The organism is Bradyrhizobium sp. 62B (genome assembly GCF_030272265.2).
Lineage (GTDB): Bacteria > Pseudomonadota > Alphaproteobacteria > Rhizobiales > Xanthobacteraceae > Bradyrhizobium.
This window is the reverse complement of record NZ_CP092841.2, coordinates 3,882,594-3,894,657: the sequence shown is the minus strand read 5'-3', so window position 1 is coordinate 3,894,657 and position 12,064 is coordinate 3,882,594. Positions and strand designations below refer to the sequence as shown.

The window sequence follows — 12,064 nt, the reverse complement described above, 5'->3', positions numbered from 1 at the left end:
TTGCGCTGACATTTTTGTCATGACGGACAAAACACCGCGCGCCCGGCGTTCAGCCGCGCGAGGTCCCGATTTTTTGTGCGTGTTCGCGCCGCGCCGATCCGTAATTGTGCGGTGACGCGTATGCGTGCAGGTTACCTCTGGGACACCTACCGTCGCAGGGCGGGCACGATCAGGAACGGGATCATGCCGAGCACGACGCTCGCAAGTGCGAAGGCAAGCAGCGCGTTGTAGCCGTGGGTCGCATCATGGATCAGGCCGCCGCTCCAGGAGCCGAACGCCGAGCCGAGGCCACTGCCGATCGAGATCGTGCCGTAGATGGTTCCCACGCGCTTGCCCTGGAAGATCCGCATCGCCGTAGCGCTGATCAGCGGGCCGCGCGAGCCCATCATGCTGCCGAAGCAGATGACGAAACCGGCGAGCAGGAGGATGTTCGGCGAATATTGCAGCAGCCATAGCAGCACGATGCCGAGGATCGAGATCGCGTAGCTGAGCAGCACCGACGGCCGCCGTCCGATCAGCCCGTCGAGCGCGGACACGCCGAGCATTCCGAATACCAGCACGACACCGGAAAAGCCCCAGGCCGTCGCGGCCTGCAGCGGTGGGAAGCCGGCATCGATCAGATAGGCCACGATCTGCGCGGCGATCGCGTACATGCCGACGGCGGTGAAGAAGAAGGTCGAGAACAGCGCCCAGAAAGCGTGGTGGCGCATCGCGCCGAGAAGCGTCCAGCCATTGTCGACGAAGTCCGGATCGGTCTTCTTCACCACATGCGGCGAGCCCGCGGCGAACAGCCGCCACGGCAGCAGCATCAGCGGCACCAGAAGGCCCAGGGCCGCGACGCCGAACAGCTGGTAGGTCCCGCGCCAACCGATGTGGTCGATCAGGAGCTGCGACGCCGGGAGCAGCGCCAGCACGCCGCCGCCCATTGCCGAATACACCACCGACATCGCGGTCGGCAGGCGAGGCCCGAACCAGCGGCCGAGCAGGATCGAGTTCGGCACGATGCCGATGAAGGCGACGCCGATGCCGACGCAGAGGCCGATCGTAAGCTGGAATTGCCAGAGATGTTGCGCGTGGGCCGCGGTCAGGAACGCCGCGCCGAGCAGCGCCAGTCCGAGGGCATAGACGATGCGCGGTCCGGAATGGTCGAACAGCCGTCCGACGAAGGGCGCGGTGAGGCCGCTCGCAAGCCAGGTGAGGGAATAGACCGAGACGATCTGCGCGCGGTCCCAGCCAAAACTTTCCGAGATCGGCTTCAGGAACACCGTGAAGCTGTCGCCGAGCCCGCGGCCGAGCACGGCCAGCGTGAAGCAGAGCGCGAGCACGGTGAGCGCGATCCGCACGGCAGCTTGCGGCGCCGCCGCGACGCCGTCCTTGCTCGTTTCCCTGCCGGGCGTGTTCTGATCCATTACCGGTCAGGGAGCGCGCATCCGCGCACCCTGACAAGCAGCGAAAAGCTCATACGCCTATGCAGGCTTGATCAGGATGTGCTTCTTCTTGCCGAAGGACAGCTTGATCACGCCTTCCGGCGTCAGATTGGCCGCAGAAAGCGTCATCTTCTCGTCGGTGACGGGCTCGTCGTTCACACGCAGGCCGCCGCCCTTGATCTGCCGCCGCGCCTCGCCGTTGGAGGCAACGAGGCCTGCCTTGACGAAGGCGCTGAGCACGCCGAGGCCGGCGTCCAGTTCGCCGCGCGGAATTTCCACCGTGGGCAGGCTCTCGGCGAGCGCGCCTTCCTCGAAGGTGCGGCGCGCGGTCTCCGCCGCTTCGTTCGCGGCATCGCGGCCGTGCAGCAGCGCCGTTGCTTCGGTGGCGAGCACCTTCTTGGCCTCGTTGATCTCCGAGCCGCCGAGCGCTTCGAGCTTCCTGATCTCGGCGATCGGCAGCGTCGTGAACAGTTTCAGGAATTTGCCGACGTCGGCATCCTCGGTGTTGCGCCAGTACTGCCAGAAATCATAGGGCGAGAACGCGTCGGCGTTGAGCCACACCGCGCCTTGCGCGGTCTTGCCCATCTTGGCGCCCGAGGCCGTCGTGAGCAGCGGGGTGGTGAGAGCGAACAACTGGTGGGTGCCCATGCGGCGGCCGAGATCGACACCCATGATGATGTTGCCCCACTGGTCCGAACCGCCCATCTGCAGTTTGCAGCCGGTGCGCTTGGCGAGCTCGACGAAGTCGTAGGCCTGACAGACCATGTAGTTGAACTCGATGAAGCTCATCTCCTGCTCGCGCTCGAGGCGCAGCCGCACGGAGTCCATCGTCAGCATGCGGTTGACCGAGAAATGCCGGCCGACGTCGCGCAGCATCTCGATCCAGTTCAGCTTGGTCAGCCATTCCGCATTGTCGAGCATGATGGCGTCGCTCTTGCCATCGCCATAGCGCAGCACCTTGGCGAACACGCCGCGGATCGAGGCCTTGTTGTCCTCGATCTCGGCGACGGTGCGCATCGCGCGCGTCTCGTCCTTGCCGGAGGGATCGCCCACCATGGTGGTGCCGCCGCCCATCAGCGTGATCGGCTTGTTGCCGGACTGCTGCAGCCAGTGCAGCATCATCATGGTCAGATAGTTGCCGATGTGCAGCGAGCGGGCGGTGCAATCGTAGCCGACATAGGCGGTCGCCTCGCCCTTGGCGGCGAGCGCGTCCAGCCCCTCGAAATCGGAGCACTGGTGGATGAAGCCACGTTCCTGCAGGGTATTGAGGAAATCCGATTTAAATGCAGTCATCTGTCGGCATGCCCAACAATTCTTGGTTTACTGTTTTGGGGCCAATTTAAGGGTCTTGCGTGGGAACCCGATGGCCACCCGCCACTTGGCGCTGTGGCATTATAAGATGTGTCCCTCTGGCACAAGATCGGCATGCCGGAGAGGGTCTCGAGGACGCTGATCCATGATGTTGACGGCACTCGGTTTGATGAGCGGCACCTCGCTGGACGGGGTGGATGTCGCGTTGATCGAAACCGATGGAAAACAGGTGAAGGCATTCGGGCCGTCCGGCTACCGGGCCTATAGCCCGGCGGAGCGCAATCTTCTGCGGCAGGCGCTCGCCGAGGCCGTGCACCTGCCGCAACGAGACGCCCGGCCGGGCATCCTGGCCGAGGCCGAGCGCGCGGTGACCCAGGCTCACGCCGAGGCGGTTGCCGCCTTCGTCGCCCAGAACCGGATGAAGCCCGAGGATATCGACATCGTCGGCTTCCACGGCCAGACCGTGCTGCACCGCCCCGAGCGGCGGCTGACGGTGCAGATCGGCGACGCGCCGGCACTGGCCAGGGCGATCCATATCCCCGTGATGCACGATTTCCGCGCCGCCGATGTCGAGGCCGGCGGGCAGGGCGCGCCGTTCGTACCCGTCTACCACCGGGCGCTCGCCAACTCGCTGAACCGCGAGGGGCCGATCGTCGTGGTCAATATCGGCGGCGTCTCCAACATCACCTATATCGACGGCAACGACACGCTGATCGCCTGCGATACCGGCCCCGGCAACGCGCTGCTGGACGATTTCATGTACCGCACCATGAACCAGGCGTTCGATACGGAAGGAAAGTTCGCAGCTCTCGGCAAGGCCGACGAGGCCTGGATCGCCCGCGCGCTGGAGTTGCCCTTCTTTGCGTTGCCGCCGCCGAAATCGCTGGACCGCAACGACTTCGCGGCGCTCCGGCTCGGCGACGTCGCGCCGGCCGACGGCGCCGCGACGCTGACCGCCTTCACCGCAGCGGCGATCACCCGAATCATTCCGCTGCTGCCGCGGCGGCCGCGGAGCTGGATCGTCTGCGGCGGCGGCGCCCGCAACCTCACGATGCTGCGGATGCTGCGGGAGCGCGTGGGCTCGGCCACCGTCGAGGTCGCCGAGACGCTCGGCTGGGCCTCCGACGCCATCGAGGCCCAGGCCTTCGGCTTCCTGGCCGCCCGCGGCCTGAAGGGCCTGCCGCTGTCCTATCCGTCCACCACGGGCGTGCCGATGCCGATGACGGGTGGGGTGATCGCGCGGCCCTGAGGCGATGGATTAATGCAGCCGCATGTATCTTGACAGATGCATGCAGATGCATCTACATTGAATGCAGTTGCATCGAACCGCCAGGATCGCTTCATGCCTGCTTCATTAAAACTCATCAGCCACAAGCTTTGCCCCTACGTGCAGCGCGCCGTGATCGCGTTGAAGGAGAAGGGCGTTCCGTTCGAGCGGGTCGACATCGATCTCGCCAACAAGCCCGAATGGTTCTTGAAGCTGTCGCCGCTCGGCAAGGTGCCGGTGCTGGTTGTGACGACTGACAAGGGCGAGGTCGCACTGTTCGAGAGCAATGTGATCTGCGAGTACATCGAGGAGACGCAAGGCGGCGCCAGGCTGCATCCGACGGATGCGCTGAAGCGTGCCGAGCACCGCGCCTGGATGGAGTTCGGTTCGGCGATCCTCGGCGATCTCTGGGGGCTGGAGACGACAGCCGATCCTGCGACGTTCGAAAGCAAGCGGCAGGCGCTCGTCGCAAAGTTCGCACGCGTCGAGGCGACACTTGGTGCGGGTCCCTTCTTCGCAGGCACCGCGTTCAGCCTCGTCGATGCGGTGTTCGCGCCCATCTTCCGCTATTTCGACCTGTTCGACGAGCTAACCGAGCACGGCATCTTCCGCGATGTGCCGAAGGTCCGCGCCTGGCGCGCTGAGCTTGCGAAACGCCCGAGCGTGCGCACGGCGGTCGGCGCCGACTATCTGCAATTGCTGCGCGCCTTCCTCGTTCGCCACGACGCGCATCTGCTCAAGCTCGCGGCTTGAGCGCAACGTCGATGTCGCAATCCATGGCCTGGCTGATGCTGGTGGTCGCCGGCGCGCTCGACGTCGGCTGGGCGATCTCGATGAAATATGCCGAAGGCTACACGCGCTTGTGCTGGAGCATCGTTTCGGTCGTGCTGCTCGCAGCGTTCGTTGTCCTGCTCGGACGCGCCTTGAAGGTGCTCGAAGTCGGCGTCGCCTATTCGGTGTGGACCGGCATCGGCGCTGCCGGCACGTTCGTGATGGGCGTGGTGCTGTTCGGCGAGACCCTGAGCGCGATGAAGCTTGCGGGCATCGCGCTCGTCTTGATGGGAATCGTGGCGTTGAAGCTCGCGTGAGCTGGGTGCCCGTAGCCCGGATGGAGCGCAGCGCAATCCGGGACAGTGCTTCTATCGCGAGAGGTGTCCCGGATTTCGCTGCGCTCCATCCGGGCTACAAGGTCGTGGCGCTGAAGTTGGCTTAGCGAACGTTTGCCAGGCGCATATCCAGATACGCCGTGATGGTCTCCATCAGCGGCTCGAGCTTGGCGTCGAAGAAATGGTTGGCGCCGGGGATGACCTGCTGGTCGATCACGATGCCCTTCTGCGTCTTCAGCTTCTCGACCAGCGTGTTGACGTCCTTGGGCGGCACCACCGCATCCTTCTCGCCGTGCACGATCAGGCCCGAGGACGGGCAGGGCGCGAGGAACGAGAAGTCGTAGAGGTTGGCGGGCGGTGCGATCGAGATGAAGCCCTCGACCTCGGGGCGGCGCATCAGGAGCTGCATCCCGATCCAGGCGCCGAAGGAGAAGCCGGCGACCCAGCAGGCGCGCGCTTCGGGATTGATGGTCTGCGCCCAGTCGAGAGCTGCGGCGGCATCGGACAATTCGCCGGTGCCGTGGTCGAACGAGCCCTGGCTGCGGCCGACGCCGCGGAAGTTGAAGCGCAGCACCGAGAAGCCGCGATGCGCGAAGGCGTAGTAGCACTGGTACACGATCTGATGGTTCATCGTGCCGTGAAACTGCGGATGCGGATGCAGGATCATCGCGATCGGCGCGTTCTTCTGCTTTGCCGGATGATAGCGACCCTCGAGGCGGCCGGCAGGGCCGGTGAAAATGACTTCAGGCATGGATGTCTCTGATTGAGTCCCTTGGAGGTGATCCCTGCGCAATCGTCCGATTGTGGCTCTTCCGGCGTTGCCGCCGACGGGAGCACGGATGAAAGGTGGAGAGGCGCGCCCTCGGATGATGCGCGAGTGGCGCGCAGGTGAACTGATGCGCGCTTCTAACACGAGGCAAGGGTCAAAAAGCAAGCTTCTTCGACATCTCTCAATCGACTCAAGAGCTTAGCGCGTCATCGCAGCGTCATCGCCGGCCGGCTGCCGGTGATGTGTCGCCGCGTGGATCAACCGGGCCACGACGGAGGCGGGCCGCGGTGCTGGAGAGTGCCGCTCAACCGATTGGAATCACGGCTGTTTATGGATCGTCGGTTGATCGGTGGTGGCGATTCCAGCCGCGGCGGTCCGGCTGCCGAGGGAGACGACTGCCGGCCGGTAACGCCGGCTGCCTCCAAGCGTCTGCCCGTTGTCGAAGACGAGCTCGAAATCGCCGGAGGCCTTGAGGTCCACGCCGCTCACCCGGTCGAGATTGGCAAGCTTGGTGCGATGAACGCGAACGATGGAAAAGCGCGCCAGCTCGCTTTCCGCCGCGGCCAGCGTGCCCCGGATCAGGTGCTGCGTGCCGTCGGCAAGGCTGTATTCGATGTAGTTGCCGGCGGAAGCGACCCAGAGGATGTCGTGCGGCACCACGCGAATGCGGCTCGTCCCGTCGCGCAGCCAGATCAGATTCGGGGACGACGGCTGCTGCGGGGCGGGGGGCGCCGACGGAGCGAGGGCGGCGCTCTTCAGTTCGCGCCGGCTTTCGAGCAGCCAGATCGTGCCGGCGATCAGGACGACGGCGACGGCGTCCTTGCGGAATTCGTAAAGGACCGTCGCAAGCGAGAAGCGGAAATCGTAGGTGCCTCCCGCGAGCCAGAGCGCGAGCTTCCGCAGCCAGACCATGCCGGTGATGTGGAGCGCTGAGAAGCCGAGCAGGGCGATCGCCCCGATTCCGGCCCGCGTGGCGAGGCCGGCGCTCCGGCGCATGCGGCGAACCGCCAGCACCAGGATCGGCAGCAGCAGCAGGATGACGGCGATGCTCGACATCTCCCAAAACAGCCGCCGGCCGATGTCGTAGCTGTCGCCGCGCCAGGCCGCGTCCTGGGCGCCCGAGAATGCATTGACGATTCCGGTCGCGAGCGCGACGGCTGCGATCGCAGCGAACATCGTCCGGTCGCTTCCGCTGATCCCAAACGGCCCGCCGCTCGTCCCAGCCACCGGCGGCTCATCCCCTCGCGTCCGATTCTGACCCCAAACCGGCTCGACGCGCTCCGTCAGTGGGGCATTTTCGATGTCAGCCATTTTCAGTGTCAACCTGGCCCGAAAACCGCGTTCGTCGTCCCCTCAAGGAGCAGAAAACCATGACAACACCACAGCAATTCCCGAGCACGGACAGGCGTATCGATCTGGATTGGGTGCGGATTTTAGCCTTCGGGCTCTTGATCTTCTACCACGTCGGCATGCTCTACGTGTCCTGGGGATTTCACATCAAGAGCGTGCACCGGCTGACCTGGCTGGAACCGGTGATGCTGTTCCTCAACCCCTGGCGGCTGTCGCTGCTGTTCCTGGTGTCGGGGGTTGCCACCAGCTTCATGCTCGGCAAGTCCACTCTCGCTTCGCTCGCCGGGGCGCGGTCTGTGCGGCTCTTGATCCCCCTGATCTTCGGCATGCTCGCGATCGTGCCGCCGCAATCCTATCTCCAGATCGTCGAAAGTCTCGGCTATCCCGCGGGCTTTTTCGATTTCTACACCAGGCACTACTTTGCCTTCGGTGCGCAGTTCTGTCCGAATCCCTGCATCGTGCTGCCGACCTGGAACCATCTCTGGTTCGTGGTCTATCTGTGGGTCTACACGATGGCCTTGATCGGCGTGCTCGCATTGTGGCCCGCCGGCGCTGACTGGCTGGGCCGGAAGCTGGCCGTCATGCTCGCCGGGCCATGGCTCCTGATCGTGCCCTGCGTGCTGTACGCGGCCTGGCGCCTGGTGTTGTTCCCGACCTTCCCGTCGACGCATGCGCTGTTCGGCGATTGGTACAACCACGCCGACCACGCGACGGCCTTCCTGACCGGTTTCCTGCTGGCGAAGCAGGAGGGGATCTGGCGCAATGTCGAGCGCCAGCGCTGGGCCGCTCTGGCGGCCGCAGCCGTCTGCTTCCTGGCCTTCATCCTGCTTCGCGCCGGTCTGTTTGCACCGTCGCCCGCCCTGAAGTGGACCGCCGCCTCGGCCTACGGCTGCTACCAATGGCTCGCGATCGCCGCCGTACTGGGCTTTGCGCGGCGCCACCTCACGGCCGACAGCCCCGTGCGGCGCTATCTGACCGACGCGATCTTCCCGTACTACATCGTGCATCAGACCGCGATCATCGTGATCGCGCACGCATTGCGCGACAGCGGCCTGCCGGTCGGGATTGAGGCCTCCAATGTCATCATCGGCACCGCGCTCACCTGTGTGGTGACCTATGAAGTGGTCCGGCGCATCGCCTGGCTGCGGCCTCTGTTCGGGCTGCGGGCGGCGCCGCGGATGGTTGCCCGAATGGAGCAACACCAGCCGGCCTGATGCATGCCGCCCTCCGATTGGACGGATGGCAAAAGGTGCTAAGAGGGCGAGATGCCGACCCGTGTCTATCTCGACTGGAATGCGACCACGCCGCTGCGCCCCGAGGCGCGGGCGGCGATGGTTGCGGCCTATGACCTCGTCGGCAATCCGTCGTCGGTCCATGCCGAGGGGCGGGAAGCGCGACGGCTGATCGAGGACGCCCGTGCTGCGCTTGCCGCGGCAGTCGGCGCGTTGCCGCGGAACGTCGTCTTCACCTCGTCTGGAACCGAGGCAAATTCGCTGGCCCTGTCGCCGGGTTTGCGGGGGCCGTCCGGTGGACCCGTCGAACGGCTGCTGGTCTCGGCGGTTGAGCACGCCTCGGTGCTGGCAGGTGGCCGGTTTCCGGGGGCCGCCATCGGCCTGATCCGCGTCACGCGTTCCGGCGTCGTCGACCTCGAGCATCTCAGGGCGCAGCTCAACGACGGCCCGCCGGCGCTGGTGTCGATCATGGCCGCAAACAACGAGACGGGCGCGCTGCAGCCGATCGCCGACGCCGCGGGCATCGTCCACGAGGCGGGGAGCCTGCTGCACGTCGACGCGATCCAGGCGCTCGGCAAGATCCCGTTCAATATCAAAGCTATAGGCGCCGACCTTGCGACCTTTTCTGCACACAAGATCGGCGGCCCCAAGGGGGTCGGTGCGCTGGTCGTGGCCGAGGGGATCGCCGGACTGGAGCCGGTGCTGCGGGGCGGGGGACAGGAGCTGAACCGTCGCGCGGGAACCGAGAACGTCGCAGGCATCGCCGGCTTCGGTGCAGCGGCGAAGGTCGCGCTTCAGGCTCTGCCGGAGGATGCGGAGCGGATAGTAAACTTCAGAAATCGCTTGGAAAATGGCATCCGGAGTGTTGCGGGCGCAACCATCTTCTCTGGGGACGTCGAGCGGTTGCCAAATACCGTTTTGTTCACGGCGCCGGGCCTCAAGGCCGAGACCGCTGTGATTGGCTTTGACCTCGAAGGCGTCGCCGTTTCCTCCGGTTCCGCCTGTTCCTCGGGCAAGGTTCAGCCGTCGCACGTTCTTTCGGCCATGGGATGTGACCCGGCGGTGGCCCAGGGAGCGGTGCGTCTCAGTCTGGGCTGGTCCACGGAACCAGAGGACATCAAGAGGGCGTTAGAGGCTTGGCGAAAGCTCGGTAATAGCCTACTTAAGACTTAAGCGATGAAACACGGCTTGAACGGTTCTAAGCCGTGCTTTCCGCACAGAAACATCGTAATACTCGTTCGAGTTTGATCCACCGCGGTCCTTGAAACCGCGAGCGGAGGATAGAATGCCAGCCGTGCAAGAGACGGTCGAGCGCGTGAAGCGCATCGACGTCGACCAGTATCGTTATGGGTTTGAAACCCTGATCGAGTCCGACAAGGCCCCGAAGGGGCTGTCGGAAGAGACCGTCAAGTTCATCTCCGAGAAGAAGAACGAGCCCGCCTGGATGCTCCAGTGGCGGCTTGAGGCCTATCGGCGCTGGCTGACGATGCAGGAGCCGACCTGGGCGCGCGTCGACTATCCCAAGATCGACTTCCAGGACCTGTATTATTACGCCGCGCCGAAGCCGAAGAAGACGGTCACCTCGCTCGACGAGATCGATCCGGAGATCCTGAAGACCTACGAGAAGCTCGGCATTCCCTTGCGGGAAGTCGCCATGCTCGAGGGCGTCGAGCCCAAGCCCGGCGAGGAAGATCCGGCGCGCCGCAAGATCGCGGTCGATGCGGTCTTCGATTCGGTCTCGGTTGCGACCACGTTCAAGGCGGAGCTGAAGAAGGCCGGCGTGATCTTCATGCCGATCTCGGAAGCGATCCGCGAGCATCCCGAGCTGGTGCAGAAATATCTGGGATCGGTGGTTCCGACCTCGGACAATTTCTATGCGACGCTGAACTCGGCGGTGTTCTCCGACGGCTCGTTCGTCTACGTGCCGCCGGGCGTGCGTTGCCCGATGGAGCTGTCGACCTATTTCCGCATCAACGAGCGCAACACCGGCCAGTTCGAACGCACGCTGATCATCGCGGACAAGGGCTCCTACGTCTCCTATCTCGAAGGCTGCACCGCGCCGCAGCGCGACGAGAACCAGCTGCACGCCGCCGTGGTCGAACTCGTCGCGCATGACGATGCCGAGATCAAATATTCGACGGTGCAGAACTGGTATCCCGGCAATTCGGAAGGCAAGGGCGGCATCTACAATTTCGTCACCAAGCGTGGCGACTGCCGCGGCAACAATTCCAAGATCTCCTGGACCCAGGTCGAGACGGGTTCGGCGATCACCTGGAAATATCCGAGCTGCATTCTCCGCGGCGACAATTCGCGCGGCGAGTTCTACTCGATCGCGATCTCGAACGGCTTCCAGCAGGTCGACTCGGGCACCAAGATGATCCACCTCGGCAAGAACACGTCGAGCCGCATCATCTCGAAGGGCATCGCGGCCGGCAAATCGCAGAACACCTATCGTGGTCTTGTGACGGCTCACCGGAAGGCGACCGGCGCACGCAACTTCACCGCCTGCGATTCGCTGCTGATCGGCGACAAATGCGGCGCGCACACCGTGCCGTATATCGAGGCCAAGAACTCCTCGGCGACGTTCGAGCACGAAGCGACGACCTCGAAGATCTCCGAGGACGTGCTGTTCTACTGCATCCAGCGCGGTCTCTCGCAGGAGGAGGCGGTCGGCCTCGTCGTCAACGGCTTCGTCAAGGACGTGCTGCAGCAACTGCCGATGGAATTCGCGGTGGAAGCGCAGAAGCTGATCTCGATCTCGCTCGAAGGGTCGGTCGGCTAAGCACCGACCCTCGCGGCGCGCTTCGGCGCTCCAACATCAATTGAATAGACTGGATACCAAGATGGCTTTGCTTGAAGTGAAAGACCTCAAGGTTCGTGTCGAGGAGCGTGAGATCCTCCACGGGCTGACGCTGACCGTGAACGAAGGCGAGATCCACGCCATCATGGGGCCGAACGGCTCCGGCAAGTCGACGCTCTCCCACGTCATCGCCGGCAAGCCCGGCTATGAGGTCACCGACGGCCAGATCCTGTTCAAGGGCGAGGACCTCCTGGAGATGTCGCCGGACGAGCGCGCCGCCAAGGGCGTGTTCCTGGCGTTCCAGTACCCGGTCGAGATTCCCGGCGTTGCCACCATGAACTTCCTGCGCACCGCGCTGAACGCGCAGCGCAAGGCGCGTGGCGAGGATGAATACTCGACGCCGGACTTCCTCAAGAAGGTCCGCGAGGTCTCGAAGTCGCTGAACATCCCGCAGGACATGCTCAAGCGCGGCGTCAATGTCGGCTTCTCCGGCGGCGAGAAGAAGCGCAACGAGGTGCTGCAGATGGCGCTGTTCGAGCCGAGCCTGTGCATCCTCGACGAGATGGATTCCGGTCTCGACATCGATGCGTTGCGCATCGCGGCGGACGGCGTCAACGCGCTGCGCTCGCCCAAGCGGTCGATGGTCGTCATCACCCACTATCAGCGGCTGCTCAACTACATCGTGCCCGACGTCGTGCACGTGATGTCGAAGGGCCGTGTCGTGAAGAGCGGCGGCAAGGAACTGGCGCTGGAGCTGGAAGCGTCCGGCTACGCCCAGTTCGAGGATGCCGCGTAAGGAATT

At 64.5% G+C, this 12,064-nt stretch carries 11 protein-coding genes; 7 read left to right on the top strand and 4 right to left on the bottom strand.

Annotated features, from left to right (window positions below):
* Nucleotides 1-146: 146 nt before the first annotated feature.
* Complete coding sequence (locus tag ML401_RS18340) at nt 147-1,409, bottom strand: MFS transporter (RefSeq protein WP_212066331.1); 1,263 nt, start codon at nt 1,407-1,409, stop codon at nt 147-149.
* A gap of 57 nt (nt 1,410-1,466) precedes the next feature.
* Complete coding sequence (tyrS, locus tag ML401_RS18335; protein WP_211417203.1) at nt 1,467-2,720, bottom strand: tyrosine--tRNA ligase; 1,254 nt, start codon at nt 2,718-2,720, stop codon at nt 1,467-1,469.
* A gap of 163 nt (nt 2,721-2,883) precedes the next feature.
* Between tyrS and ML401_RS18330 the strand changes: the two genes are divergently transcribed.
* From ML401_RS18330 to ML401_RS18320, 3 genes are all read left to right on the top strand, one after another.
* On the top strand, nt 2,884-3,987 hold the full coding sequence (locus ML401_RS18330; RefSeq protein ID WP_211417202.1) for an anhydro-N-acetylmuramic acid kinase: 1,104 nt from the start codon (nt 2,884-2,886) through the stop codon (nt 3,985-3,987).
* Nucleotides 3,988-4,080: 93 nt separating this feature from the next.
* Complete coding sequence (locus ML401_RS18325) at nt 4,081-4,758, top strand: glutathione S-transferase family protein (protein WP_285806496.1); 678 nt, start codon at nt 4,081-4,083, stop codon at nt 4,756-4,758.
* Nucleotides 4,759-4,769: 11 nt separating this feature from the next.
* Nucleotides 4,770-5,093 (top strand): multidrug efflux SMR transporter, encoded by a 324-nt coding sequence (locus ML401_RS18320; RefSeq protein WP_259210595.1) that lies wholly within the window; start codon nt 4,770-4,772, stop codon nt 5,091-5,093.
* A 121-nt stretch (nt 5,094-5,214) separates the two neighbouring features.
* Here the strand turns inward: ML401_RS18320 and ML401_RS18315 are convergent, their stop codons facing one another.
* Together ML401_RS18315 and ML401_RS18310 are read right to left on the bottom strand one after the other, a co-directional pair.
* Nucleotides 5,215-5,862 carry an alpha/beta hydrolase gene (locus tag ML401_RS18315; RefSeq protein ID WP_014495555.1) on the bottom strand — a complete coding sequence of 216 codons (648 nt, stop codon included), beginning with the start codon at nt 5,860-5,862 and terminating at the stop codon, nt 5,215-5,217.
* A 336-nt stretch (nt 5,863-6,198) separates the two neighbouring features.
* Nucleotides 6,199-7,056, bottom strand: a complete 858-nt coding sequence (locus ML401_RS18310; RefSeq protein WP_285806495.1) for a LytTR family DNA-binding domain-containing protein — start codon at nt 7,054-7,056, stop codon at nt 6,199-6,201.
* Between the two features lie 194 nt (nt 7,057-7,250).
* On the opposite strand from ML401_RS18310, the gene ML401_RS18305 reads away from it, so the two are divergent.
* The 4 genes from ML401_RS18305 (at nt 7,251) to sufC (ending at nt 12,058) form a co-directional block, all read left to right on the top strand.
* Nucleotides 7,251-8,444: an acyltransferase family protein gene (locus ML401_RS18305; protein ID WP_285806494.1), complete on the top strand. Its 1,194-nt coding sequence runs from the start codon at nt 7,251-7,253 to the stop codon at nt 8,442-8,444.
* A gap of 51 nt (nt 8,445-8,495) precedes the next feature.
* Nucleotides 8,496-9,635 (top strand): cysteine desulfurase family protein, encoded by a 1,140-nt coding sequence (locus tag ML401_RS18300; RefSeq protein ID WP_285806493.1) that lies wholly within the window; start codon nt 8,496-8,498, stop codon nt 9,633-9,635.
* Nucleotides 9,636-9,747: 112 nt separating this feature from the next.
* Entirely contained in the window at nt 9,748-11,244 is a 1,497-nt protein-coding gene (gene sufB / locus ML401_RS18295; RefSeq protein WP_194402258.1) for a Fe-S cluster assembly protein SufB, read from the top strand.
* Nucleotides 11,245-11,305: 61 nt separating this feature from the next.
* On the top strand, nt 11,306-12,058 hold the full coding sequence (sufC, locus tag ML401_RS18290) for a Fe-S cluster assembly ATPase SufC (protein ID WP_194402257.1): 753 nt from the start codon (nt 11,306-11,308) through the stop codon (nt 12,056-12,058).
* Nucleotides 12,059-12,064 lie beyond the last annotated feature (6 nt).